The following is a 24808-nucleotide window of genomic DNA, read 5'->3' as shown; positions in this document are numbered from 1 at the left end:
GTAACATTACTGTTTTTGGTAAATCACTTCGCCCTTTTGGCCTTTTACGACGAGGTTGCCTGATGCCGGGTCGTAATGGTACACCAGTGACCTATCAGTGGTTAGGAGTCCGGACTTCGGATCAAATGTGGCGTTGGTCGATTTTTCAGTTGTATCATTGGGTCTTTCACTGTGGAAATCCGTAATTGACAAGACTTTTACGTGGTATTTATCACGGGATGAACCGCCAACAGGGGCTATCTGTACCTGTTGGTGAAGGATGCTGAACTGGCTACTATCTACCCGGTGATAGTTACCAGTGATATCAGCCACTTTTGCATCAGAACCTATGGATTGGCAAGCAGTGAAAGCAGATGCCAGCGCGAGGGCAGTGATGGTCAGTTTAATTTTTTGCATAGTATAAGTTTGTTGATCACATTGCAAATATAGTGCAACTATTATCGGAATGCTAAAAAAATTAGCATTATCAAGTGGCGGCAGCTTTTTGTTGATCAGCGATTAATGCTTTAATACCTTTGGTATAATCTCCTCCAAACTTAGTCGCATACTGTTGTACCAGCACTTTTTCCCGTTCTTCGGTAGTGTATGCATAGTATTCTTCCGGGCTGGGCTCAAATCCATAGATACACATATGCTGACCGCCCCAATCCACGAAGAACTCCCGGTATTTGCGGCGCGGATCATTGGATTTATTTAAAGAAAGCACCATGGATTTCCCTTTTTCGTTCATGCCGAGGATGGCCTGGATTTGCTCAAACTTGTTGGCGAACTTGCGCATATCCAGCAGGATCTTGGTATCAGCATTATTGATGATGGCATCTTTTACGACCGGGCTGTTGATGACATCATCCAGTTCCTGGCTGCAGACGATGGCCTCTCCAAAGAACTTCCGAACGGTCTTGTAGAGGTACTTGATAAATTCGGCCATGCCGGCCTTGGCTATCGCCTTCCACGCTTCTTCTATAACAATGACCTTTCTAACGCCTTTGAGCTTGCGCATCTTGTTGATGAATAACTGGCAGATCGTTGCGGTGGCCACGCTAAAGAGGATGGGATTATCTTTAATATTGTCCAGTTCAAAGATTACCAGCGGCTGTTTGAGCAGGTCCAGATGTTCACTGGCGTTGAGCAGATAACTGAATTCTCCTTCTTTGTAAAAGGGTCTGAGCACATATAGAAAATTGTGGAGGTCAAACTCCTTCTCTTTCACATTTTGGGAATCCAACACAAGGGAGAACTCATCTCGGATAAAATCATAGAAGGTATTGAAGCAGGGGAAGATATCTTTGTTACTGGCCAGCTTCTCATAGTATAACTGCAGCGCGTTGGAAAGGGCTACGTATTCTGAGCGCCGGAAGTGCTCGTCATCCTTTTTCCAAATGGCGACCAGCAGGCTTTTAATACTTTCTTTGCGCTCTGTGTCCAGGTAGTCGTCATCTTCGATAAAGAAGGGGTTGAATTGGATGGGGTGGCTTTCGGTGTGGGTGAAATAATACCCGCCGAGAATATTACATAAGCCCTGATAAGAATGTCCGATATCAATGATGACAACATGGGCGTGCTGCTCGACGTAGGCGCGACATAATGCATTGGTTAGGAATGATTTACCGCTTCCGGACCCACCTATGATTATTTTATTGCGATTTTGGGTCCACTGTTGCTTAACCGGAAAATCTGATAGATCGACCCAAATGGGTGCGCCATACTGGCGGTCTACTACCCGGATACCGAATGGACTGGGCGAATCCCGGTAGGCTGTTTCCTGGGAGAAGAAACAGGAGGCCTGTTCAGCAAACGTATCAAAACACTCATTGTCGGGAATATCACAGGCATTCCCTGGCAATGCCGACCAATAAAGTTGTGCTGCACCTTTAATTTCCTCGCGCGGTACGGCATCCATTTGAGAAATTGCCGAAGATGCCATATTGCGCAGTTCTTTGAGTTGTGCGGGATCGGATGTCCAGACCATTAAATTGAAATGGGCACGAACTGGTTGGCGGCCTTGGGAGATGGCTTCGTTTAAAAATTCGTTGGTGGCGTCCCGGCTGATGGCGTTTTCACGGGAATAGGCACTAAGCGATTGGAGCCTGCGGCGCTTGGATTCCAGTTTTTTTAGTGTTGCATGCGGATCATCAATGACAACAAACTGGTTGTAGATGTGATCGCAACCGAGCAACTGACCGACCGGCGCGGCAAAGCTGATAGGAAATTTGGTCTGTTCTGTTGAATACTTATCGTAGGTGATACGTGGGCCGCATAATGCCGGCAGATCTTCCACATTGGATAGGGTATAGAGCTGGCAGAATTTCTCACCAATGCTGAACTGTGGTTTGAAGCTAATCTCTTTGAGACATGGCGCTTCATTTTCACCCAACAGGAAACAGTACCGCTCCAGTAAACCTGGTATCTCCTTGGTACCACAAATTTCTTCGGAGCTAAGCCGGCGGGGTTTAATAAATCCACCTTCAGAAAGCAGCCGCTCGAACTGAGATACTTTGGTATGAAAATCAAGGTAGAATTGGCCTTTTACCAACTCTTGCGGCACAAGTACGGGGCGAAGCAGATTGGAGAAAGCAGAATTGCTCGGTTTACGTCCGATGGCCCTGCGGGTCACCATGATATAGGAACGATGTTTCAGGATCGGCCTGTTCTGAAAGAAGCGATCAGTGGACAGGGTGAGGTAGGAGCGTTCTCCGTTGTCGTCTGTGGCCTGGTAAACATCATGGGTGAACCAATCTTGTTTGTGCAGGATGGTTCCGGCAGGAAGGATACGGATGGCTCTGGTCCAAATATGATGAAGTGCATGATAGTCTTCGGAGCTCATGGAAAAGATTTCTGGAAGCTGTAACTCAAACACAACCGTTAGGTCACCGTGCTTGCTGACGATGCAATCCCGTTCAACTTTATAAATGGGAAAGAGCTTTTCCAGTGCTTTGGCCGTAGGTTTCTCGCTTCTGAGCCGCAGCATCAGCCCTGCAATCAGGATAGTACAAATGGTAATGCCGGTAATCATGATCCCTGTTTTAAAGTGAGAGAAATGAACAGGGACCTGTCCAGGCATTGTACGGTGGCAGGGATACGGCTGAAGGCAGCTTCTTTTAGCAGGCCGTATTGACCATACTTGGCAGAATAGCGCATCACATAGTGGAAGAGGGTAAATCCCAGTATAGCAATGACGGGCATGGAAACGAATAGCGATACGCCGCAAACGTAGAATATGGCAAATACCAGCATCAATACTACCAGCCCTACAGCCAGATAGAGGATGTACTGTGCTTTGATGCCCTTAAATTCAATGGGTTTGTTGATCCCTTTATTGATCGAATAAATGATTGACATAACACTGGGTTATTTTCTTCTCGGCGTGAAGCGGTTTGATACCGGAACACGGGAGCGTGGGTGGGAAGAAGAAGAGTCAGCGACGGGTGGCAGACGAAGTGGAGTGGGGGATTCTGCAACGGCTGTAGTGGGGGTATTTTCGTTGGGAAGGATCTGCACAGGAGTTGCCTCCAACGGACCATCCCTGGCTTTAGGTTCAATAGAAGCTGCAATCTCTGCAGCAAGTTCCTGAACGATACGTCGGAGCTCTTCGATCTCCTCATCATGGTCGAATCCTCGCTCAGTTATTGCTTTTAATGCTTTGTATTTCTCTTTGCTGTTAGCAAGTGCTTTTCTTTCACGATGCAGATTTTCTTCGATGGAATCCAGCGCGAACAAAAAGTGACGTGCCTGCATGGCTAGGTTGCTGGTGTCTTCCAGTAGGCCTCGGTTATAGGTGTATGTTATATTTGATAAAGGACTTTTGGCTAAAAAGTATCGAGCGTCTTTATCCGTAATTCTTAGGTATAATTCAAAGCCACATTGCATTCCGATCTTCTGCAGGTATTCCTGCCCTTTGGGCGCTTTGGCATTTTTGATGAGGTCAGCAAGGTATACGGCCACCTTTTCAGGTTCAGAGGGGCATTCATGTAGTTGAATATTATTAACACGGGTGCGTTGATTGCTTTCTAGCTGGATGTTGCTTTTAAAAAGCTGAAGGTCTTTTTCCAGCAAGGCAATAACCGCCGTGCTATTTTCAATGGCGTCATGGTGATATTTACTGTCCCATCGCGCCTGTGCAGATTCTTTAAGAGAGGCGGCTCTAAGCGTTTCCAGTTGCGCGATACGTTTCTCTGCCTTGGCTTTCTGCAGCAGTTTATTATCCCCGGACAGGATAGCAACGTATTCTGCGAAGTTCATGCCTGAGTTTTCGTCGATGGCGCCCTCGTCAAAGGAGCGTTCCACTACCTGGCCGCTCCTGGCCTGATGTATTACGATAGCTTTGTTCTTAAGCACATTGAATTTATAGGCATCCAATGAGCGTGCAACTGCCAGGATGTAGAATTTGATTTTATTATTGAAATGTAGTTTAGCTACCCAGTTGCCGGGCCGTGAGCCGCGGGTGCGACGCTGATCCAGGTCTGGTGGCCGCCATGGAATATCCAGATTGTATATGGCAACGATGCGCTCCTGAATATTGATACCGGTTCCACCTTTGCTGGTGGATCCGAGTACCACCCGGAATTCACCATTGTTGACCCGTCGTTCATAGGTAAGCCTTTGATGCGATGGCCAGTCGTGAACAAAGGTGATTTCTGCAGCTGGAATACCGTATTGCTCAACAAGCACATTTTTCAGATCCTGATATACGTTAAAAACATCTGAAGAAGGGGTTCCGATATCACACATGATTAGCTGGACGCCTCTGTGGGCGTTGGAATCAATATATGTTTTTGAGATAAGGTCAGCAGCTGTATTGACCTTGTTGCCGGGATCTGCTTTGTACCTCGGGCCAATCAGACGCATATCCACGCTCATTTTTTGAGCGAGGTTGGTAGCCAGCAGCATTCTGGCTTTTTCCTGCTTTTCTGTTAAGTAACCGAGTCCAACAAGGCTGGGATGACCTCCTTTTGCAAAGGCGATAAGGTTGTCAATGAAGGCGGCCTGATCAGGGGTAGGTGGGATTTCAATGAGGATTTCTTCCGCAGCTGGCCTGTCCAAGCCGATCATTTCGGCAGATTTGTAATCAGTAATCTCACTGTAGATTTTACAGAGCTCCGGAAGCTTAATGAAATACCGGAAACGCTCTTTGGGCTGGATATTACCGGCCACCGAAAATTCAAAATCCACCGACTTCTTCGTGAATACCGCCGCCCATGCATCAAAGCTGGACATGCCTGTATTTTCCAGCATACGCGGCCGCAGATATTTAAAGATGAGGTACATTTCTGTCAACGAATTGGAAATGGGCGTGCCGCTCAGGAACGTGGCACAGAGGTCTTTACCATAGAGGTTTTGGAGGTATCTAACGGTAAAGAGCAGGTTCATGGCCTTTTGCGAGCCGGAGGGGTTACCTAATCCTGCTACCCCGGTATGCCGGGTGGTGAACATCAGGTTTTTGAAATGATGGGATTCATCTACGAATATGTAGTCAAGGCCCAGCTCATCAAAAGTGAAGGGATCCCGGGATTCATTAAGATCGTGTTGGACAGTTTTTAGACGGGCTGCCAGATTCATTTGTCTTTCTATCAGCCCCTTTTTCATCCGGAGCGTAATTTCTCCGCCCATCTTTTCGACTACTGCTAAATCTTGTTCAACGCTGTCGAGTTCCTCACCGATAATCTGCTCCTGAATTTTCATGGGAGGTTTTATCTTCATAAACTGATCATGGGTTAAAATGATGCAGTCCCAGTCATTATGTTTGATGGAGTTAAAAATCGCAGCCCTTTTGGCGGGTGTAAAGTCATCTTTACCAGGATAGAGTAGACGGGCATTGGGGTAAGCTCTACGGTATGTTTCAGCAATAGCCGGTACTGCATCTTTGATGCTGATGATCATAGGCTTTTTGACCAGTGCCATTCTGCGCATCTCATAGGACGCCACGATGGCAGTGAGTGTTTTGCCGGAACCCATATCATGATCCATCAGGCCGCCATGATCTTCAATGATACGCCAAACGCCGTCGCGCTGGTTAGGCCGTAATTCTTTTATTTGTAAACTTGCATAGTCGAGATCGGGAAATGTCAGATGGCTTCCGTCATATTTACGCAGTACCGAATTATTGAATTTACTATTGTAAAGGTTTTCCAATAGTTCCTTATCAGCATCAGGGACTTGTTTAATCCATTTTTCAAATGCTTTACGCATGGTACTGATCTTCTCCTCTGCCAACAGGTTTGTTTCTGTGTCCGGCAGCCTGACGTTGTTGCCATGTCGTTCGGCTTTGTAGGTGAATTGAGGCGTGGTGTTTTCCAGGGCATTCTCCATCAAGATATGCCCCTGCATATGGGTCCCGTCTTTGGAAGTGACGGAGAAAAGTTCTGTAATGTTTGCATTCTTAGCAGCGGGTTGTACTACGTAACGATCCGAACTGGCAAAATATTCAACCTTGGTCTCGGTTTGGAAATAAGAGGAAGCAAACCGGGAGAGGAATTCAGTAGGCATCCATCGTTCTCCGAGATTGAAATCTAGTAGCTCGAAGGGAATAGGCGCAGGTTGGACTTGCTCGATGGCGTGCAGGCTCTCCTGAAGGTAGGTGTTGTTGGGGTCTTTGTTTAGCGCCTCCCGGGCAGTCTGCATCTTAACAGCAACGTTACCACTGAGGTATCGAGAAGCTGTCTGCCATGCCTCAGTTGTCGGATCGAAGTAGATCTTTCCTTTAAGGGCGGCCAGGCATTCTTCTTCCGTAAGGTTACAGGTGGCAGCAATGCGATCAATATCGATCTTCCCGATTTGCTGCAGGGTGTAAGCCAAAGCAGAAACGGGATCGGTGAGCGTAAGATCCGCATGGTTAATGCCTAGTAATGGTCTATCAAAAAGGTCGCTGGTGGTGTATCCCTGATCTGTTCTGCGTTCCACCGCTGATAAGCTGACAAAACCCAAACCCTGATCATATTCCAGAATCCTTTTCCGATTGATGGCGAGGTTGAATTGACCATGACTTTGAGAAAAAGCCTGGTAGGCGGCAACAAGGGATTTGCGTAGTTCAGGCTGGGGTTGTTGCTCTGCTCTCTCAGTTTCAAACAGTAAGTGGAAAGCGTCGCGGACCTTGCAATAGCTTTGTAAAAAGATCCTGTCTTTTTCAGAAATCAGCAGGGGATTGAAATACCCTGTGTGCTTATCGTCGTTGATGTCACTGATGGTGCCAGCCTTACCATCTTGCACAATGAAAGTTCCTGCTTTATAAAACGGGGGCAGATCTTTGAGTGATTGGCGATGTTCGTATTGAAAAATATCTTTAAATGTCTGGTCGCCGATAAATCGGTATTGGTGGTCAAATTCCGCCAATTGGTTTTTTATGGCTTGTAAGGCAGATAGTAGTGCACTTCCGGTGATCCAGCTGTTGGATGTTTTAATGCCTTCAGCATTTGCGGCGATTTTATAAATGAAAAGTTTGGATGTGGCGGTGCGCCCTTTCAGTACAACGATTGTATCATGATCTGGGTCGTCTGTGGTTTGGATGGTGCCAATAATGGATACGGTTTCCCTGGCCACTTTGTCCAGGTCTTTGTCCTTTATATAAGAAAGTGCTTTTGAATTATGCTCTTCCGGAGCGTTATCGAAAAGTCCGAGCTGCACGGTGTTCTTTAATTCAGAAACTGGCGGCATCGGCAGTTTTACCAGCGAAGGCCGAATCTGATTTGGCTTTTGCGTGATATTCGGGGGAAACGTTCGCTGCAAGCGCTGCTGATAGTTTTCTGCAATTTGGATGGAGAGCACTTCCGTGAGCGGACCCGTTATCGTTTCCAGGCGTCCGTTATATTTTAAAATTTCAGATGGTTTTCCATAAAGATTCAGGCCAACTCCTCTTTCGTGTGCAATACAAAGTTCCGGATGCTGGTGTAGATACTTATTCTTATGAAAGTCACCTGCCGGATTTTGGATCAGGATAGTTTGTACCAGGTCTTCCTCCATTTCAGAGAGTAGCTTTTTCCCATCTCTTTTCTGCAAAACAAGCAGATGTGTCCCTACCGCTGTACCGCTATAGTCTTCCATCAGGTTGTGCGGAAGTGCAGCCAGCGCGATAAAATCAGAGGATAGCAGCACCTGCTTACGGGCGTCGGCATTGCCAGGGGAGTTGAGGAAATTTTCCGTAACGACAAAGGCAATTAGGCCGCCCTCATTGACGAGCTGGAGTGTTTTGCCGAAAAAGTAGAGATGGATGCGGGATTTATAGACGGTATCCACTTCTGGATCAAATATCTGAAGTGGGCCAAATGGAATATTGGTGGCGGCCAGATCGTATTTCTCAAAATCCTGAGAAGATACCTGCTCCAGTCCTGAGACCAGTACGGTGCCATTCGCTGGCCAGGTGGTAGCGTATGCTTTTAGAATATTGCCAGTAAGAATGTCTTTTTCAATCGCGGTATAGGATTCAAGAGAAGGATATTCCTTGAATGCTTCGGTCAGGAAGATGCCATTACCTGCGGCAGGATCGAGTATACTTTTAGGAAAGATGCCACAGTCGGATAAGGACTTATATAAGGCCTTTGGAATATAGGGTGGGGTGTAAAAGGCGGTTAGCAGGCTGGCTTCGAGGCTTTCTTGAACCTGCTCAATGTCGTTGGGGAACTGCTCACCGATTAGCTCTCGCAATTGGCGCAGGGCGGCCTCTATCTTGCTGTTGGGCGGCGCATCCTTTAATAAATAGTTGATGCCGCCGAATCCGTGATATTCAGAAAGTGAAGTGATCATGTCTTTATCGGCTTCCTTTCCAGAAAGAATTTCTCCGGCAGCTTTGAGTGCCTCGATGTTATCTTTGATTCTATGTAATTGAATGAAAGACATAGCTATTTAATCGTAAGTTGATAGGAGGGGATGCGAATAGCTCGGATGATATCGAGCAGGCCGGTGGTAAGCATAGGGTTAGGTTCTTCATCAAAATGGAGGGGGAACTGTTGCCAGAGCACTGAAGAGAGTTGCAGAATGTTGATGATTTCATAGCGGAGAATTCCTCCTTCGGCAAGCGCCTGGTGCCATTGAGAGAAATGAGTGCACAGTAGCGTTTCTACATAATCAAAAGCACTGGCTCCATACAAGCGTAGTAATGTTTCGCGGACCAATTCCAATCCGACGGAGATGTCTTCTCCCTGGGTAGCCAGGTACCAGTTGGACCAGATGAGTTCACTCATATGTTGCAGGAAGCCGCTATATTCTCCGCCTTGCTGCATTTCCAGCAGTTTTTCCGGATAGTGGTCGGTCATGCGCCGGTGTATGATTTGATTCAGTGTAGCTTTCATATTGTCATATTGGTAAATGAATTGGTTAAGGCTGGCGGTGCAGGGCGGTTGCACCGGCCAGCGCGTTAACCTTGGCTGAATTAAAGGCTGCTGATGTAGAAACATCTGCAGGTTGCATGTGACTGTCCGATTGTGCGTATGGAGGAAGAACCTTAACCGATAAAGAAACCACGGAGGATCGCTGAAACTACGATCAGGAAGATGCAGCTTCCCAGCCACGCACTGGCTACTTTGCCAGTGTCGTTATCCCCCGAATTAAATTTGTTAAAAACCTTGATCGCGCCTACAATTCCCACGATTGCCCCGATGGCATACATGAGTTTGGTGCCATGGTCGAAATACTTAGTGACTTCATTAGTGGCATTTTGTAGTCCTGTAATGCCACTCTGTGCGAACACGTCTACGGAGGTCGTCATAACCAGGAACCCGTACAGTAAGAAGAAGGCGTAGTAGAAGGTTTCGGGTCTTTTGGGTGCCTTAAAATGCTTGAATATTCTTTTCATCGGTAAATTGCTTGAGGTAGTGGCATGAGTTGGTTGCCTGCCGCATACCCCACGTAGCGGCGCTGACAAAAGCGAGATGCTTTCACCATGGGCAACCAAAGCTCATGCACTTATGTTAGAAAAGAGGCTGTTGGCCTGTGGTTGGTCGTTGGTAGGGCTGAGGTACCCTATTAATATGGTTGGTGTGTGATTAAGCTATCCAGAGCTGATTCATTTCCTGGTCTGTAAACGCAATGCCCAGTTCTTTAAGGGAGATCTTCGATAGATAATTATGGATAGCAAGTCGAAACGGATTTACTTTCAATGATTCGTTACTGAGGAACAGCGGTTGTAGTGCTGCGATGAGTAATTCTTTCTCCGGTGTTGCCTTATGATCTGATACTAAATTCTCGATTGCAATAATCATTTTTTCCATTCTAAGGAATTCGTCATCTTCATCGGTCATGTCCTCATCTCCCTCATCCAGATTGTTTTCTAAATTGTCATCAGCAGTGGCGATGGCAGGTATTTGATTGGATGTCTGGGGCTTTTTCTCTTCAACCGTCCAGATGCGTTTGGCTCCGGATGTGGATGGCGGAGGCCCTTTGCCAAGAATTTCATCTTTGAAGGTCCATGCGATCCAGCCAAAGCAGGCCAGACTTGAAATGAGCGCGAAGTGGCTCCAGGAGAAGGTGAGAAGAATAAATGATGTCATAAAGAAGATTTAGTGTCATTGTTATAATGCAAATATGCATTTGCAGAAAAGCGATTTTTACCACTTCTCTCCATGTGGCAAAAAGAATTTACAATGCGTTTTCATCATCTTCCTCCATCCTGCGTGTCAGCGCGGCTTTCATGGCATCAAGAAATGGCGTTCGGCTTTTTTTCTGATCCTATTGTGCTCATAGCTTTTGTAAATATTTCCGATAGATGTGTTGAAGAACTTTTCGAAGGCGACTTTTACCTTATTTATTTCCTGCCTGCCTGACCCTAAAACACCCATTTCGTTTAGTGCATAGATCATTTCGGTTAATGCAGCCAGAGTTCCTGTCCATTTGAGCGGTGCGTGGCGTTGTTGGAGTGAAGGTGGGTGCGTAAAGTATTGTTCAATCCAGTCAGTAAGCCATTTGCCAGCCAGAAAGTTGGCAAAGTGAAATGTATAGGGCGTAAACGGCAGGTGAGGAACCATCCAGTCATATAAGAACATCGGTGCTCCATTGGTAGGTGGAATAAACAATTGTTCATCCTGTGTAGTGCTGGAGAGGGTGAAGTAGCGATACGCCTCTGGATGCTGTCGACGGTATGCAGTGATTTCATGGAGGGTATCGGCAATATATTGTCTTTGCTGGTCCACGGGGGAAGAAATACAATGAAGTCGATTGCTTTTCGACCGGCAAGCATTGCTGCGAAAGCGGTAGGGTATATCTTTTTGAATAGTGATAGCTGTTGCTCGACGCCTCTAACTTGCGATCGTTGATTGAGCAGGTTGTTCAAGGTGAGGGAGGCCTTGTCGGTATATGCCTGCAGGGAAAGTACGTCTGCATTCGGCATATCATTTTCTGGTAGACTAGGAAATTGGATGTCGTTTTCTACTGTCATAACGCTTCATTTGATGCAAGAAGCATCAAACGTCGGCGCCTTCCGAGAGTAACGGGTACCGGTACCCTTCGTCCTGTTGAAAAGCAATGTGTTAGTGAAGGAGTTACTTACTGCGTAACCAGGTTATGACGGCTAAAAGTTTATTGATGAGGGATACTACCGTCTGGGGTTTGTGGCGGAAACCATTCGATCTAACACTTTCGGGTGATATGTGTTCTGCGCCCACTGTAGAAAAGAATCGGGATATTTTATGAGCAAATCGTAACCAGTTCGGTTCATCGACCACGGCATTTTCAGAAAGACCTAATAAAAGTAGACTGGCTTCACTTACGCCCAGGTTCAGGCGTATCTTATCGGTGTTGGATGAAGTTGGGATGGCAGTAAGTAACTTTAGGTAAGTTATTTCCTCTGTAACATATATCTGCAAGGACTGTTGGGCAGCAGGGAGGTGGGTGAAAAATGCCTTGTTAGGTACGGGTATAATTCTTCTGAGTTCCTTTTCATACCAGCTATATTTCACTATTTTTTCTGATTCCGGTAGATCATTGAATTTTTCTTCAAGCATGCCATTGCAGTAAGCGATGTATTTGGGATGGTTGAAATTGTAAGCGATGAGCTTAATGTGAAGGCGGTAGTTGATGTCAGTTCCTGGCGAATTTTCTTCCGCTCCAAAAATGGTGTCCAGAAGTTCATCTATATAATTAAGCATTCGGTAGCTTACAGCATTGCCCGGCCTGAGCTGATGGTAAACAGCTGATTGTACAATTTCGATAATGGGTTTTGCATGGGCATCCAGATGCGGTAGTAGCTTTTTTAAGCTACGGTTTTTTTCCGGAGTTGTGATCTTTGTGGCAGGTAGATTGATAGGGGAACGATGTTATCCTCACTAAGGTTTGCTGGTGATAAGACGCTAATAAGCCAGATGAGTTCTTCCATTTGGCTGGATAAATTCCTATAAAAATGAAGTTGATCTTTTTTGGACGTCCGATCTTTACTTTGAACCGCTGAAAGATATAAGCTATACAGTTCTGTACATATTTTATTGACAGATCCCGATAAAGCATCGCAAAATGCCTGTAAGTTGCCAGTGAATTCTCCGGAAAGTATTTTTGTGATTTTTTCCTTTAGGCTTTGATAGTCAGAAATACCATCAGTGGAGGTGTTGTGAGAGGAAGTATCAGATTGAGTGTATTGGAGCTGAGCCCGTAGCATCTCATTCATGTTTACCATGTGTTCTATCATAAGTAAGGTTTTTTCGATAGGTAACGTACTGTTAGGGCATGAATCAGCAGAGGGTACTATTAAATTACGAAAAAATATAACGCACCGTTGAATTTTTCCCCTCTGCTGATTACCGTTAGTGTTATTGTAATGAAATCTATTAATAATCAATGTACTATGCAGTTCTAATCATTTGTTATCTTCTTCGTCGACAATAAGCAGGTGCGCAAGGTTGGGGTCACCTTTTATGCGATCGATAGTAGAAGTAACAATATCGACGATGTCGTTCTTAATTCTGATGTAGTTATTATGTACTTCTAAGGGGCTTACATCGCGGATTTTCGGCAAAGGTTTATAATTATCTGTTTCCAGTTTTATGGCAGCATGGTCGTTCTGAATGCTGCAGTGGAAAGCTTTATGTTCAATGACTTCGTCCGGATTATCTGCCACCAATCCGGCTACCTCTCCGCTTGTGAGCATCGATATCCTCGATGAGGGTACTGCAAAATCAAGTTGAGTGTTACGCGAGAAGGAAGTGTCCGTTCTGTTAATCGAAACGCTTTCCCGTTCCTGAACGATCTTGCCAATTCTTTCCGAAACGAGCTTCGCAGTATCGCCGGTGCTTTGCCCGGAGATAATATTGCCGCAAATGGATGTGATTACTTCCGCCTGCTCTTTGCCATAATCCTTTCGAAGTTGTTCGACCGATTGAACTGCTATCGTAACCGATACGAGATTGCTCCTCGCAGTTGCCACGCAGGTATCAAGGGGTAGATAGACAGTAGGGTATTCGTCGAAGATAAGGGATGACTTCAGTTGTCCCTTTCGGTTTACTAGCTTCAACATCCTGTTGGCATAAAGGGAAAGTACAGCCCCATATGTCTGAATCTTCAGCGGATTATTTCCGCAGCAGATAATTTTCGGGTCATCTGGATTGTTGAGATCAAGGGTGAAGTCGTCACCACTGAGCACATAATAAAGCTGAGGAGAAGATAACCGGGCAAGGCCAATCTTAGCAGAAGCAATCTGTCCCTCTAACTGTTCCATAGCTCGGTTAAGGTATGCCGTTAGGAACGGTGAGAGATAGGTCGAGAGGGTTTCTACCGTGCCTAAAATCGGGAACAAATCCCGGTAATCAACCGATAAAAGTTCTATTACATGTGGGAGGGTGCAATACTTTCCGCCTTCATATTCACGAAGAAACCAGATAACAGCTGTTAGGAAGTTTATTGGAGACTCCACAAAAAAATCCCCAACCTTACTGGCCCACTGCTTATTGAGACCTATCAGGATACTTCGGCTGGATTCAGCGGCATCGGTAATGTCGGACATCATCCGAGGATCTAGCGGGTTGCAGCGATGGCTGTGTGAGAGATCATCAAAATTTATGACATAGAAGGAAGGCTCCTTTGCATATTTGTGTTTGTTTTTAAGTAATGCATTATATACGATGATAGATAGGTCCGGTAACTTAAAATCGTAACAGAACATCGTATACCCCTTTTCAATACTCTGCGTGATGATATGCCGGACGACGAAGTAACTTTTTCCTTATTTCTTTCTTTTTTTCTATCATCGGGATCCGGGCACACCCGTAATGAGGCATGCCCGGAAAGGATTGATGATATTAATAAATGATGAACGCATCTTACCTTTCCAACGGTAGACGGCAGGTATGTTTATTGAATATTCATTGAATCGTAATACTTCATCTTGTGGAAATGATTCGTTTTCCAGATTGAATATATCTTTTCTGAGTTTGATCTTAACCAGCCGGCTAAGACGGGCTCCGCCGCTAAGACACAGGAAAAATCCAGTTGTAGTGAAAATCATGTACCAAACCGCGGTAACCTTGGAGGGCATCGATAAATAGATGAAAATTGTCGATCCGAAAAACAATACGCATCCACAAATGAGCAAAGAGATGACAGCTCCTTTATTAATTTTTTCATCCTTTTTTCCTTTGCTGCCGAGCGCTGAAAGGAATAGTAATATCAGCACAAATAGTTTGGATAAATGGATATTATTGAATACCTGGTAAGGGGAAAAACCATCCAGTACTTTATCCGAAATCTTTGCGGTAAGTCCCCATTCAAAGAAGGCCTGATAACAAAAAAAATAGCAATGAATAGCCAACATAATGATGCTGCCCTTACGGATCAGGTCAGTAACCGTCCGAAGTCCTTGTTCGTTTTCTCCTGTGTTCATACATAGTGGGTTTAGGTGGTGATGAGTGACAGATGCGTTATCTGCGTTTCTTTTTCTTCTTTTTTCTAGCTTCCTGTAAGAGTTCCCTTGGCATGGAAGAATGAGCATATACTGGATCCAGTAGGAATCCATAGCTGGCTGTATGTTGTTCCAAAAGGGAGAGGAAGGAGGCGGGGACTTCCAGCATGAAATCGGCATTGTTAAATACTGATTTCGTCTTTCCTGATGTAGAATTATCAATCATGTTGGGCTCGTGGGAGCGCAACCATTTTTGAACAGTTTCCGGTAGAGCGGTGAAACTTTCCGGTGGGAGGCTGTAATAACCTGCCAGATATTTGGTAGAACTTTTTTGCTGAATCTTCACCAGCTTAAGTCCCTGGCGGCGCCAGGACCGAAGTATGGTTTCAGGTTTATTGGCAAAGTCTGTACTGCCCAGAACTTTTTGCAGTAAAAGGAAATTATACTGCTGTTGCTCATTAACGGTGGAGGTGATCTTTTCGAGAATTTTCTTTGCGCTGTACCCTTTTTTTAAATCACTTCCTTTGAATACACACCTAGTAAGATTATCAATAAAGGTGATGCCGAATGGATCTCCTTTTTCAGTTAAGTGGAACTTGACTTGCACTTTTGCTGTAGCAAGCAATTCGGCAAACTGTTCCTGGTTTCGGGCGGCAGCTATAGCATCATCGACCACCCTGACGAGACGAGCTTTGAACTTTGATCTTCTGGATTTTTTTATCTCATAGAGTTCCGTGAGTTTTTCCTTTGTAGGCTTGCCGTATATTATACTGGCTTTAATGCCCTTCCCAAGTTTTTCACGGAACCGGTTCATTTCCCAGAAAACCAAGCCTTCCGTAAGATCGAGTTTTGAATTGGGCGCGCCGCCGTCTGCATACACATTATATTGTTCCAGGATCGCATTGAACTCCTGCAGGCTGGTAAACTGATAAGTATTGACGACGTCTCTTACGATATTGCTGATTTTGGCCTTTAGCTCTGATTCACCATACTCCATTGCAGGATCTTCAAGCGCCTGAAAAGGTAGCAAAGTGTCAACTACTCTGCCAGATGCCGGAATAAGGCCGTATTCTTTTTCCAGGAACATCCGGGTGGGTTCAGACTTCCTCTGCCGTATCCACTGTGTATTGATCTGGGTGCCATCATATCTGATATTGGTAGTGACTATATGCACATGTGGATGATGGGTATCGGTGTGGCGATACACAAGAAATGGTTGATCGCCAAATCCTATTCCCTCCATGTACCTGGCGACGATTTCCTGAAGTAAATTATCAGTCAGGCGGTCCTTTTCTGAAGGATGGAAGTTCAGGCTGATGTGAAGTGCATTGGTGTTGGCTCCCTGGTTCCTGCTGGTTAAATCCTGAAAGAAACGTTCTTTCGCCTGGGCGCTGAGGGTAGTATCATTCCATCCGATACCGTTTGCTTGGAGGCAGGTGGCAATTTTTTCCTGCACTTTATTTTCATTGTACCTGATGGCTTTCCCCACCTGCTTGCCAAAAATTATTCTTGCAACCATATCCGGGTAAGTACCTGGATGTGGGGCTCCATTTGTTTAAGGGTGATGTTTATTTCGTCTTGTAGACCAGCAAGTTCCTGCGCAAGGGTAAACTTGATGGTTGCAGACGTGGAAGCGTGAAAATCGCGCACGACCTGATTAATGTTTACGCCGATTTTATCAATCTGTTTGCGGACACGTGATAGCTCCTCGATAGCTGCTCCTGCTGAGTGGTCAACAGTGTAGATCGCGATAGGTTTCTCCATCAGGATTTGACGCAGCAGCTCCGAGACATTGCGATGCCGGCTACAGGCGAGCAGTGATTGCAATTTTTTCATAGTGGCGTCATCAACGCGGGTTTTTACCCCGTGTTTAAGCGCTTTCTCATCTGGCGTCTTCTGCCTACCCATGAATAAGTATTAATAATTGCCAATATGACAGGCATGTCTGACCGAAAACAAAAGCCGACTACGGAGGCTTTTTAACCGTTGTTGGGCACAACAACACATCTTGCTGGACACCGCGAAGCAGGTGTGCCTATCCTGAAATTCATAGAAGGCCGGCCGAACCGGCACCGAACATTCCAGGGAGCAGTGGTTATCACGTCTTGTTGGCAGGAGCCAGAATTCATTCTTTTTTCCGGAAAATGGAGGCGTCTTTTGTGCCTGATTCGCTGACGGCTTCAATCAAATCCAGCCAGTATCGGATATGAAGATGGGCGATCTCGTGAATGTCAGCGGGCGAAAGCTGGTAGGGGTTGGAGAGTTGTGAGGTGGCTTTATTGTTTTCCGTCACCATTTCATTGAGACCAAAAATGCTATTGGTAAAGCCTTCCCCGATTTCCAAACTGGGAAGAATGCACAGCGCAGCTCCGGTCATTTTGATTTGTTTTCCGGAAGAAAGTACGAGGCATTTACGTTTAAAATGAGCCATAACTATTAATTTAGTTGTGCGTTTAAATTTAATTTTTACATTGATGCTTGCAAAGCAATGATGCCTATCTATGACGATATTTTCGGGATTGCTGGACCATTTGTTTCAGAGAAGTCCGACGCTGAATTGACCGGATTTCCGTATCCACTTCATGTCGATCATTATAATGTCTATTCTGGTCCCGAAGAATTTCTCGGAGGTCTTTCGTAAAATCATGATTCAATCCTATGAGCCGCATTTCCTGGATAAGGTAGCTGTCTGCGTCTATTAGGAACAGGGCCATAGCATTATCGCTACTGTCAAGCCACTTCTGTATTTCGTTTGGGTCTGTACAATTCTTTATATTGAAAGAAGCGTCAAATTCCAAGTGGGGAAGCTCCAATGTAATGAAAGGAACATGCTTTTCCTGGTAAATACCATAGGATAGTTTTCCGTTATTAAAGCCTTCGCGTTCTGATCTGGTGGGCTTATCAATAAAGAACAATACATTAAATGTTGTGTCCAAAACTTCGATAACACTGCCATCTTTCACGCCCATATAGCGATTGTCCGGATACGGCTGGCCTTTTTCATATTGGAGCATATGTTGGAGATTTTACTTATTGACAATGCGTTTTAATGGAAGGGTGTCCATAGGAATTCAGAATAGGAACGTTGCTTGAATATTTTTAGACGTTGTCGGCAGACTTCAATGAGGTCTACCGGCAGTCCATTTTTTGTAATGTTCTTGTTCAGTTCAATGCCGATGAACTGGCGGTTTTCTATCGCTGCGGCAACAAGAAAGGAGCCGCTGCCGCACGCAAAATCCAGAATTGTATCTCCAGGGTTACTATACGTTCTCACCAAACTGCTTCCAAGTTCTACAGGTTTTTGCGTGGGATGATAGAATCCATCGTTTGTGTGTTCACAGGTCCGACTATAGATAAAGTCGTAACTTTCGTAGAGGATCACATCCGTTGGATATCTTTGGCCATCACTGGAAGAGGTGTGGCTGTTGAAGTCACCATATGTTTCTTTTTTGAACCCTTTGCGGTGAACCTGGTATGATTTTCCGCGGCCCATTTGTGGGTTGAACGTAGCCTGCTCCTTATAAAAGACACATATATCTTCATGTTTTCTTAATGGCTGTTTGAGTCTGTTTAAAAAATTGGTGGCTTTTGATTTAATCCAAACTATTTTATATCTGAACTGCTCCCGGTTACTTAGAATTAATTCAGCTGTAAAACTACCTTGACCAAAAAGAAGGATGGCACCGGATGGTTTGACGATCCTTGCCAGAATCTGCCAGAGATAGGTTAAATCGATGCATTGGTCCCATGTATTTTGAGTAAATCCAAAAGGTGGATCACAAAGCACCATGTCAATGCAGTTAGGTGGCCAACCGTGCATGATCTGCAAGCAGTCACCTTCAATCACCTGATTGAGGAAGGGTAGTGGTATCATGAAATGGATATTTAAAAGATGGATAACTCTTTTTGGATGAGTTTTGGAGTGAACACGGGAAAGATGTTATTGCTTTTTTGTGCGCTTGTTGGTTGCAGTTGGTGCGCGTCTGGCTACTGGCTTAGGGTACAATTTATGGCTATAATAGGGTCCGTAACGCGCTTCAATATTATAGCGGATGGGATGTTGGTCAATATATTTTAGGTCGGGCTCATTGTTAAGGCGCGCCCATCCAACTGGATCCATTGCTGCAGCGATCGGTATTTCAACAAGGATGGCGTGTTTTTTATCCATAATTTCCCAATCGTCCAACAGCATTCCGTTGCGGGCATCAATGTAAAATTTGAAACCATAATCATATTGGCTTACGTCATCAAGTGAAATAGGTTCCCAGTCATAGCCTGTCTTCGGGTTCATTTGAAGTTCAAGCTGCCAAATCCTGATGTTGGCATAGTATATCCATTCACCTACAGTAATAGTTGGGTGCTTGCCGAATTTAATCCGTTCTAGGATGAGGTCGGGGTTGCATCGTAATTCCTGGTCGGTTTTGGGCAGTTTCTCGTCTATAGCAAGTGAGAAACGCTTTCTCATGCCGTTCGGGTCAAGTTCCACAAAGAATGGGAAAGTTTTGCCCCTGAATTCTTGAGTGGCCTCATAACCATTCGGTGTTATGTTCATGTGATCCGCCCTTAAGCATTTCTTGAACTGTTTGCCGTATCGGAAAACCATGGAGTCTGAATCGACCATGAAAGTCGTATTGTGAAGTTGGTGTATTTCCATATTTGATAGGATTGAATTCCGGATTTATTTTATACCGCGACGCCTGGCCGTAATTGGTATTTGATGTCTGGTTCTCAGCTTTTTTGGCATAGCCACAAATTTGAATGATCCGGTTTTGGTGATCGTGATCTGCTCCCTAACAGGAAAGCGCTGCGTAAAAAAACTGTGATCTTCGCCAGAGTTTTGACAGGTTCCAATTGGATCCAATACATAGAGGTCCGGTAAGTCTGCATAGATGAAGTTTCCTTTTTCACCAATACTTTTTCGTGGTATGATAAATCCGTTCGATTGGTCGATGTAGATACGGAATCCGGTATCGGTGGTTTCGAAATCATTAATCAGAAAGGCTGGATGTTGCCCAGTTGTAAAGCACGGCCTGATTGTGCCAGAAAAACCGTCGGCTTTATATTTCCACTTGTCAATCTGAAGAATCGTTCGCATGTGGTTGTTTAGCCTGTTTTCTAGTAAGTCCTGCCGGCATCTGAAATCAGCGTCGCATGATGGTAGTGGATCGTTTTGTGCCAGCCCATATTTTGATCTCATACCTTCAGGGTCAGCTTGAACGAACTGGGGGACTTTAACGGCGGTTGATATACCATTTTCGATGTATAACATCTCATAATGACTGCTTTTATCAAGAAGAACATCGACCCGAATAATGTCGCTTGGGTTTACGCAATTTTGAAACAGCATACCGTCTATGTCGGCGTAGTATTCAATGCCATTAATCGCTATTTTTTCCATCAGCAAAGTTTTAAACTGAGTATTTGGGGTTGGCAAGTTGGAAAGCTATAGCTTGTTGCCCCTTTTGTTTGGTGGTGTGATCCTGCGTTGTGGGGTTTTTAGTTTCTTTTGAGCGACAACTTTATATTCTTTTACGATTTGTTTTCTATCGAGATCAAGTAGTTTGAAATTTGCATAAACCATATTTCCTTCGTTGGCACTCAGTATCTCAAAAAGTTTATCTGCATGTGCCAATGAGTAAATAGTTGTTTCTGCAGCAAGCGATATCTTACTGTCTTTCGGCCTCATATCATATGTCAAGTAGCCAATTGGATTGAATAAGTTATTTGCCATCGATCAATTTCATTACGATACAAATATGGGCACAACAATAGGCGGGATTTGACAGGTCTTGCCATGTGGAGAAAATATATGCATGAAAAGTGAATGACTTAACGGGTGGTTAACGATTTAGATTGGAGAAAATTTTGAATATGCGACCTTGGACATCAATATGTTTACTATGGATAAGCTGGAATTTAATGCTATACAAGAGTTAATTCAGAAACACTATGCTCGGCTTATTACGAATAAAATAATGAGCCTAATGTGGGGGATGCTCGCCATTCTAGTTGCAGTGATTTTTCTGTGGTTAACTCAAGACCACGTTATTGCTATTGGAATTACAATTATGATTGTCGGATGCTCCCTGTTGGTTGCAAAACGTATTCTTCAGATTATTATAATATGGCGTCGCTGTAAAGTTCGACTGTTTGAAGAAATGCTTTAGTATTTAATGGCAACCATTGAAGATTGTGAAAGTCATATATGAGTGACTTGTAATTCAATTCCTGTAGCTGAGTGTTGGTAAAGGACTACAGGAGTAGCCCTTCATCAGCCATTGAGAGATAGCCATCGTCTCCCAAAATCTGATGATCCAATAACTGCAGATCAAGAAGTCGGCATCCCTCAGTCACCTTTTTTGTAAGGTTAATATCAGCAGTGCTTGCCTTCATGCAGCCAGAAGGGTGATTGTGTGCAAGTATGAACTTTGTGCAAGATGCTTTCAGAGCTGCACCGAATAGTTTAGGTAAGTCACAGTTACAGGTGGTTTTGCTGCCAGTGCAGATTGTCATAATGCCCATGACATGCAGCGAATGATCAAGGAACATGACTTTCAATTCTTCCTGAAGGTAGAAGGTGTCCATATTCCAATTGGATCTGAAAAGATCATGCGCTTCCTTCGGTGATGATATTTTTGGGCACTGAGAAGGAGGGAGAGAAGGAGTGAAAGTCACTGAGATTTCTGATACGATGTTTATTACATTAGATTGTTCCTGCATATAATTAAATTTCTGCAGGAGTAACTATCTGCCGATACCGGCAAGGGTTCGTGGAAGTTAGCGGACCAAAGGGAGCATAAGCCGCGAAAGCCCTTGCTGGTATCCTATTTTGGCAGGTAGTATCTTGTGGTAATTTAATTATATGCAGGTGCAAGATAGTCGTATAAAAAGAGCCTGTGCTCATGATCTAATAGACATTCATTTCGATCACATACAGAAAATCTCTGGCAGCCGCAATTACTTATCCACATTAGAATAATTGATTATCAATATTATATCAGGAGAATGCGCATTTTCCACATGTGCCAATTTCTATAAATAATTGAAATTGCGGAAATTGTAGGTGTTATCTTAATTAACGGTAAACATTATATGACTGCATGCCAATACATAGTCAGGTATTAAAAAAAATAAATATAGATCAACTGAAAGGACTACGGAATGTTGAGATTGGATTTGACGGAAACAATCTTACAGCTATAATGGGGTTAAATGGGGTCGGCAAATCCACTGTATTACATGCATTGGCATGTGTTTATAGACCACCTATGAATATCCCCGGATTGATAAATTACCAATTTCAGATATTCTTTACTCCAACTTCTCACTCTATTTGGGCGGGTAGTAATTTTTCAATCACCCATAGTTATTCTGACGGACCCACAGCCCACCCAAATGTTCAAACACATTTTAGAAAAGCTGTTGACCGCTGGGTGCCAAAAAAGGAACGGCGGCCAGAAAGGGCGGTAACTTTCATAGGTATGCGTTCGGCAGTACCTGAGATTGAAAAGGAGACTAAAAAAACGCGGATAGCGTTCAATGCGGCCCGTGTGCCAATTGCTCATGAGGTTGAAATACGAAGATACGCAGGAGTGATAATGAACAGGCAATACCAGGCACTTCACACCAGTAATGCCTATGGGAAGAATTATATTACTCTTCAACATAATAATGTGGAGTATTCTTCCTTGTTTATGGGTGCTGGCGAACAACGTATAATATATATTCTTTCGGAAATACTTAAAGCCCCCAATAGCTCTTTAGTATTAATTGAAGAGATTGATGTGTTAATGCACCAGGATGCATTAGTCAAATTGCTTGAAATTATTGATAGGATTGCGCGGAGGAAGAATCTTCAGGTAGTATTTACAACACATGCACATTCTATTTTGGATCTTCCATTCATTAACTACAGGCACTTACTTCAAACAAATACTAATACACTTTGCTTTAACGAAACCAAGCCGGATGCATTGCATCGTTTAACTGGACGGCATCTTAGACCACTTGAAATATTCATTGAAGATGATTTGGCGGAGGCAATTGCAAATAAGGTGGCCGCTGGATTGAAAATGAGCCGTTTCATCGAAACAACAAAGTTTGGGGCTGCTACTAACTGTTTCACAGCCGTTGCTGCAACATATTTAAGAAGGACGGATAATAAGGATAAAATGCTTTTTGTATTGGATGGCGATGAGTACAGAACAGATGAGGAGAAGATTACACGGATTGGAAAAGCTCTTACAGGGACTACAGATGAAAATGACCAGCAAAGAGCTGAAGCGTTAGTTAAAATTACTCAGTTTGACATTCCACCGAATCGTAAGCCAGAACATTACTATCATGGTTTGATCTGTGCGCTTGATGATAGGAATTTGAGTGATGAAGAGCTTGAATGGGTAAGTGCGGCAAGAGAAATTGAGCACGTAGAGGATGGGCATTTGTATTTTAATGAAATTATCGAGAGGATGGGTGTTTCCAGAGAAAATGGCCTTACCAGGTTGGTGGACATTTTAAGAAAATGTCCGGAATGGGCACAAATTGTTCAACCGGTTCATGATTGGTTAGATGGAAAAAGACCTGAGTTAGAAGAACATTAGAAGGAAAGTATATGTTTCAAATTTTTGTTGATAGAGATGCTGACAATAACCCGATTGCGAGGATTAGATACTCAGCCTGTGACAGATATGCGGAATGTACGAAGGCTTTCCATGAACAGTATGAGAGTATTGTTTTATTGCCTTCCCGGAAGGAATTTCGTAGGAAATTGCGTCCTGTAAAAGATAGGATGTGTAGATTTTGTGGTAAGAAAAGTCCGGAGGTTACATTTAAAACTGCAGCTCATCTGATTCCATCTTTTTTGGGTAATGGTTTTTTGTTTTCCGATTTCGAGTGTGACGATTGCAATAATTTCCACTCGCTTTTTGAGAGTAATCTGACATATTATATGGGGATGTCTGTTCCTTTTCATCCAAATTTAAGTCGGGCTCGACAAAGGAAAGTAAAGAATTTTGAGAACGATTTGGAAGTAGGAACAGGGATATTTGAGAAGATTGGGCCGGAAGTTGCAATTCAAATTGTTTCTGATGGTAGTGGAAAGAATCATTTTACAATAGATGAATCGGGAAAGAAATTGACCGTAAATTTCGCTAGGAAAACATATGTTCCTCTCTTGGTTTATAAGGCTATCTTAAAGATGGCTTTATCTGCTATGCCAGTAGATTATGTGTATAAATATAGGAGGGCATTCGCGTTTCTAATGGGGAGTTACGAACCACCAACAGAAGGAAATATGATCTTTCAAGTATATGCATTTGTTCATCCTGGTCCGCAATATAACTACCCAATTGGTATAATTTGGGAGAAGAAGAATAAAGATTCCAGGATGAATACCCATCATTTTCAGCTGCTTTTCAAAAATTATAGCTTCCAATTAGCCCTTCCATATTTTGACGATGATTTATGGATGTATGATGGTCAGGAGAATCTACTTATGGTAGCGCCACCTTGTATTGATAAGGCGTTTGCGGAAAAGTTTGGGGTACCGATATTCCAAACTTTGAACTTCTCAAATAAGGATCCAGTGAAGGGTGATCCTCAAGAAGTAACTTTTACATTTAACGAAGTTTTATTCAAAGAGGGCTCAATTGATCATAATGACAAAGGGGAAGGACTGAGTGTTTAAGTTTGTTTTTATTGAAAACTAATAGAATAGTTAAAGATTGTAGGTTTTGAAATTGTAGCCGGATATTATCAAACTTTCGTCAGAAGCGCGAAGAACTATCGGGGCAATGAAAAATTAAATATATTTGTAATAGTTCTTTGAGGTGACTGTAACTGTTGCGGAGTAATGTATTGCGAGTAATGAAGGTAGATTTGGTTTAATTTATATGATCATGTAGGAAATAGGTTCAAATGACCTCGGTGCGCATGGTGTGTCTATATAAATGAATTCAAAGCAATTTAAAAAGACTGATGCGATTTTGCCGTGAGTTATTACGT

24 protein-coding genes are annotated in these 24808 nt (G+C 43.9%); 3 read left to right on the top strand and 21 right to left on the bottom strand.

Annotation, left to right across the window (positions count from 1 at the left end; genetic code table 11):
- Positions 1-6: 6 nt before the first annotated feature.
- From WJU16_RS02815 to WJU16_RS02720, 20 genes are all read right to left on the bottom strand, one after another.
- Positions 7-396, bottom strand: coding sequence for a hypothetical protein (locus WJU16_RS02815; protein ID WP_341836809.1), 390 nt, complete (start codon positions 394-396; stop codon positions 7-9).
- A gap of 70 nt (positions 397-466) precedes the next feature.
- A complete protein-coding gene (locus WJU16_RS02810) occupies positions 467-3013 on the bottom strand; it encodes a TraG family conjugative transposon ATPase (RefSeq protein WP_341836808.1) in 2547 nt (848 codons plus the stop codon).
- The gene (locus WJU16_RS02805; RefSeq protein ID WP_341836807.1) at positions 3010-3339 is read right to left on the bottom strand and encodes a DUF4133 domain-containing protein; all 330 of its coding nucleotides are present in this window, start codon (positions 3337-3339) and stop codon (positions 3010-3012) included. Before WJU16_RS02805 ends, WJU16_RS02810 begins: the two co-directional genes overlap by 4 nt.
- A 9-nt stretch (positions 3340-3348) precedes the next feature.
- Positions 3349-8826, bottom strand: coding sequence for a helicase-related protein (locus WJU16_RS02800; protein ID WP_341836806.1), 5478 nt, complete (start codon positions 8824-8826; stop codon positions 3349-3351).
- A gap of 2 nt (positions 8827-8828) precedes the next feature.
- Positions 8829-9242, bottom strand: coding sequence for a hypothetical protein (locus WJU16_RS02795; protein WP_341836805.1), 414 nt, complete (start codon positions 9240-9242; stop codon positions 8829-8831).
- 188 nt (positions 9243-9430) lie between these two features.
- Complete coding sequence (locus tag WJU16_RS02790; protein ID WP_404980273.1) at positions 9431-9781, bottom strand: DUF4134 domain-containing protein; 351 nt, start codon at positions 9779-9781, stop codon at positions 9431-9433.
- 190 nt (positions 9782-9971) lie between these two features.
- Positions 9972-10475: a hypothetical protein gene (locus tag WJU16_RS02785; protein ID WP_341836804.1), complete on the bottom strand. Its 504-nt coding sequence runs from the start codon at positions 10473-10475 to the stop codon at positions 9972-9974.
- A 138-nt stretch (positions 10476-10613) separates the two neighbouring features.
- Positions 10614-11114 (bottom strand): RteC domain-containing protein, encoded by a 501-nt coding sequence (locus WJU16_RS02780; RefSeq protein ID WP_341836803.1) that lies wholly within the window; start codon positions 11112-11114, stop codon positions 10614-10616.
- A gap of 348 nt (positions 11115-11462) precedes the next feature.
- Complete coding sequence (locus WJU16_RS02775; RefSeq protein ID WP_341836802.1) at positions 11463-12068, bottom strand: hypothetical protein; 606 nt, start codon at positions 12066-12068, stop codon at positions 11463-11465.
- Between the two features lie 104 nt (positions 12069-12172).
- Positions 12173-12601: a hypothetical protein gene (locus WJU16_RS02770; RefSeq protein ID WP_341836801.1), complete on the bottom strand. Its 429-nt coding sequence runs from the start codon at positions 12599-12601 to the stop codon at positions 12173-12175.
- A 168-nt stretch (positions 12602-12769) separates the two neighbouring features.
- On the bottom strand, positions 12770-14071 hold the full coding sequence (locus WJU16_RS02765) for a type IV secretory system conjugative DNA transfer family protein (protein ID WP_341836800.1): 1302 nt from the start codon (positions 14069-14071) through the stop codon (positions 12770-12772).
- An 81-nt stretch (positions 14072-14152) separates the two neighbouring features.
- A complete protein-coding gene (locus WJU16_RS02760; RefSeq protein ID WP_341836799.1) occupies positions 14153-14788 on the bottom strand; it encodes a YWFCY domain-containing protein in 636 nt (211 codons plus the stop codon).
- Positions 14789-14825: 37 nt separating this feature from the next.
- The gene (locus tag WJU16_RS02755; RefSeq protein ID WP_341836798.1) at positions 14826-16325 is read right to left on the bottom strand and encodes a relaxase/mobilization nuclease domain-containing protein; all 1500 of its coding nucleotides are present in this window, start codon (positions 16323-16325) and stop codon (positions 14826-14828) included.
- Positions 16310-16714, bottom strand: a complete 405-nt coding sequence (gene mobC / locus WJU16_RS02750) for a plasmid mobilization relaxosome protein MobC (RefSeq protein ID WP_341836797.1) — start codon at positions 16712-16714, stop codon at positions 16310-16312. The genes WJU16_RS02755 and mobC overlap by 16 nt, the downstream gene beginning before the upstream one ends.
- Before the next feature lie 217 nt (positions 16715-16931).
- A complete protein-coding gene (locus WJU16_RS02745; RefSeq protein WP_341836796.1) occupies positions 16932-17237 on the bottom strand; it encodes a hypothetical protein in 306 nt (101 codons plus the stop codon).
- Positions 17238-17301: 64 nt separating this feature from the next.
- Positions 17302-17820 (bottom strand): hypothetical protein, encoded by a 519-nt coding sequence (locus WJU16_RS02740; protein ID WP_341836795.1) that lies wholly within the window; start codon positions 17818-17820, stop codon positions 17302-17304.
- A 32-nt stretch (positions 17821-17852) separates the two neighbouring features.
- Positions 17853-18680, bottom strand: a complete 828-nt coding sequence (locus tag WJU16_RS02735; protein ID WP_341836794.1) for a site-specific DNA-methyltransferase — start codon at positions 18678-18680, stop codon at positions 17853-17855.
- A gap of 66 nt (positions 18681-18746) precedes the next feature.
- Positions 18747-19460 carry a hypothetical protein gene (locus WJU16_RS02730; protein WP_341836793.1) on the bottom strand — a complete coding sequence of 238 codons (714 nt, stop codon included), beginning with the start codon at positions 19458-19460 and terminating at the stop codon, positions 18747-18749.
- 24 nt (positions 19461-19484) lie between these two features.
- On the bottom strand, positions 19485-20204 hold the full coding sequence (locus tag WJU16_RS02725; RefSeq protein WP_341836792.1) for a hypothetical protein: 720 nt from the start codon (positions 20202-20204) through the stop codon (positions 19485-19487).
- A gap of 45 nt (positions 20205-20249) precedes the next feature.
- Entirely contained in the window at positions 20250-20537 is a 288-nt protein-coding gene (locus WJU16_RS02720) for a hypothetical protein (RefSeq protein WP_341836791.1), read from the bottom strand.
- 169 nt (positions 20538-20706) lie between these two features.
- Here WJU16_RS02720 and WJU16_RS02715 point away from each other — a divergent pair, with 169 nt between their 5' ends.
- On the top strand, positions 20707-20973 hold the full coding sequence (locus WJU16_RS02715) for a hypothetical protein (protein ID WP_341836790.1): 267 nt from the start codon (positions 20707-20709) through the stop codon (positions 20971-20973).
- A gap of 85 nt (positions 20974-21058) precedes the next feature.
- Here WJU16_RS02715 and WJU16_RS02710 read toward each other — a convergent pair whose 3' ends face one another.
- On the bottom strand, positions 21059-21526 hold the full coding sequence (locus tag WJU16_RS02710) for a JAB domain-containing protein (RefSeq protein ID WP_341836789.1): 468 nt from the start codon (positions 21524-21526) through the stop codon (positions 21059-21061).
- Between the two features lie 380 nt (positions 21527-21906).
- Here WJU16_RS02710 and WJU16_RS02705 point away from each other — a divergent pair, with 380 nt between their 5' ends.
- Both WJU16_RS02705 and WJU16_RS02700 read left to right on the top strand, forming a co-directional pair.
- On the top strand, positions 21907-23406 hold the full coding sequence (locus WJU16_RS02705; RefSeq protein WP_341836788.1) for an AAA family ATPase: 1500 nt from the start codon (positions 21907-21909) through the stop codon (positions 23404-23406).
- Positions 23407-23417: 11 nt separating this feature from the next.
- Positions 23418-24491, top strand: coding sequence for an HNH endonuclease (locus WJU16_RS02700; protein WP_341836787.1), 1074 nt, complete (start codon positions 23418-23420; stop codon positions 24489-24491).
- The last annotated feature ends 317 nt before the right edge of the window (positions 24492-24808 follow it).

The organism is Chitinophaga pollutisoli, from assembly GCF_038396755.1.
In the GTDB taxonomy this organism is placed as follows: Bacteria; Bacteroidota; Bacteroidia; order Chitinophagales; family Chitinophagaceae; genus Chitinophaga; species Chitinophaga pollutisoli.
The sequence above is the reverse complement of the archived record's forward strand: the minus strand, read 5'-3'. Positions and strand labels throughout refer to the sequence as shown.

Coding starts and splice junctions, on each gene's coding strand:
- WJU16_RS02815 (WP_341836809.1), bottom strand. CDS start 396: ATGCAAAAAATTAAACTGACCATCACTGCCCTCGCGCTGGCATCTGCT.
- WJU16_RS02810 (WP_341836808.1), bottom strand. CDS start 3,013: ATGATTACCGGCATTACCATTTGTACTATCCTGATTGCAGGGCTGATG.
- WJU16_RS02805 (WP_341836807.1), bottom strand. CDS start 3,339: ATGTCAATCATTTATTCGATCAATAAAGGGATCAACAAACCCATTGAA.
- WJU16_RS02800 (WP_341836806.1), bottom strand. CDS start 8,826: ATGTCTTTCATTCAATTACATAGAATCAAAGATAACATCGAGGCACTC.
- WJU16_RS02795 (WP_341836805.1), bottom strand. CDS start 9,242: ATGACCGACCACTATCCGGAAAAACTGCTGGAAATGCAGCAAGGCGGA.
- WJU16_RS02790 (WP_404980273.1), bottom strand. CDS start 9,781: ATGAAAAGAATATTCAAGCATTTTAAGGCACCCAAAAGACCCGAAACC.
- WJU16_RS02785 (WP_341836804.1), bottom strand. CDS start 10,475: ATGACATCATTTATTCTTCTCACCTTCTCCTGGAGCCACTTCGCGCTC.
- WJU16_RS02775 (WP_341836802.1), bottom strand. CDS start 12,068: ATGCTTAATTATATAGATGAACTTCTGGACACCATTTTTGGAGCGGAA.
- WJU16_RS02770 (WP_341836801.1), bottom strand. CDS start 12,601: ATGATAGAACACATGGTAAACATGAATGAGATGCTACGGGCTCAGCTC.
- WJU16_RS02765 (WP_341836800.1), bottom strand. CDS start 14,071: ATGTTCTGTTACGATTTTAAGTTACCGGACCTATCTATCATCGTATAT.
- WJU16_RS02760 (WP_341836799.1), bottom strand. CDS start 14,788: ATGAACACAGGAGAAAACGAACAAGGACTTCGGACGGTTACTGACCTG.
- WJU16_RS02755 (WP_341836798.1), bottom strand. CDS start 16,325: ATGGTTGCAAGAATAATTTTTGGCAAGCAGGTGGGGAAAGCCATCAGG.
- mobC (WP_341836797.1), bottom strand. CDS start 16,714: ATGGGTAGGCAGAAGACGCCAGATGAGAAAGCGCTTAAACACGGGGTA.
- WJU16_RS02745 (WP_341836796.1), bottom strand. CDS start 17,237: ATGGCTCATTTTAAACGTAAATGCCTCGTACTTTCTTCCGGAAAACAA.
- WJU16_RS02740 (WP_341836795.1), bottom strand. CDS start 17,820: ATGCTCCAATATGAAAAAGGCCAGCCGTATCCGGACAATCGCTATATG.
- WJU16_RS02735 (WP_341836794.1), bottom strand. CDS start 18,680: ATGATACCACTACCCTTCCTCAATCAGGTGATTGAAGGTGACTGCTTG.
- WJU16_RS02730 (WP_341836793.1), bottom strand. CDS start 19,460: ATGGAAATACACCAACTTCACAATACGACTTTCATGGTCGATTCAGAC.
- WJU16_RS02725 (WP_341836792.1), bottom strand. CDS start 20,204: ATGGAAAAAATAGCGATTAATGGCATTGAATACTACGCCGACATAGAC.
- WJU16_RS02720 (WP_341836791.1), bottom strand. CDS start 20,537: ATGGCAAATAACTTATTCAATCCAATTGGCTACTTGACATATGATATG.
- WJU16_RS02715 (WP_341836790.1), top strand. CDS start 20,707: ATGGATAAGCTGGAATTTAATGCTATACAAGAGTTAATTCAGAAACAC.
- WJU16_RS02710 (WP_341836789.1), bottom strand. CDS start 21,526: ATGCAGGAACAATCTAATGTAATAAACATCGTATCAGAAATCTCAGTG.
- WJU16_RS02705 (WP_341836788.1), top strand. CDS start 21,907: ATGCCAATACATAGTCAGGTATTAAAAAAAATAAATATAGATCAACTG.
- WJU16_RS02700 (WP_341836787.1), top strand. CDS start 23,418: ATGTTTCAAATTTTTGTTGATAGAGATGCTGACAATAACCCGATTGCG.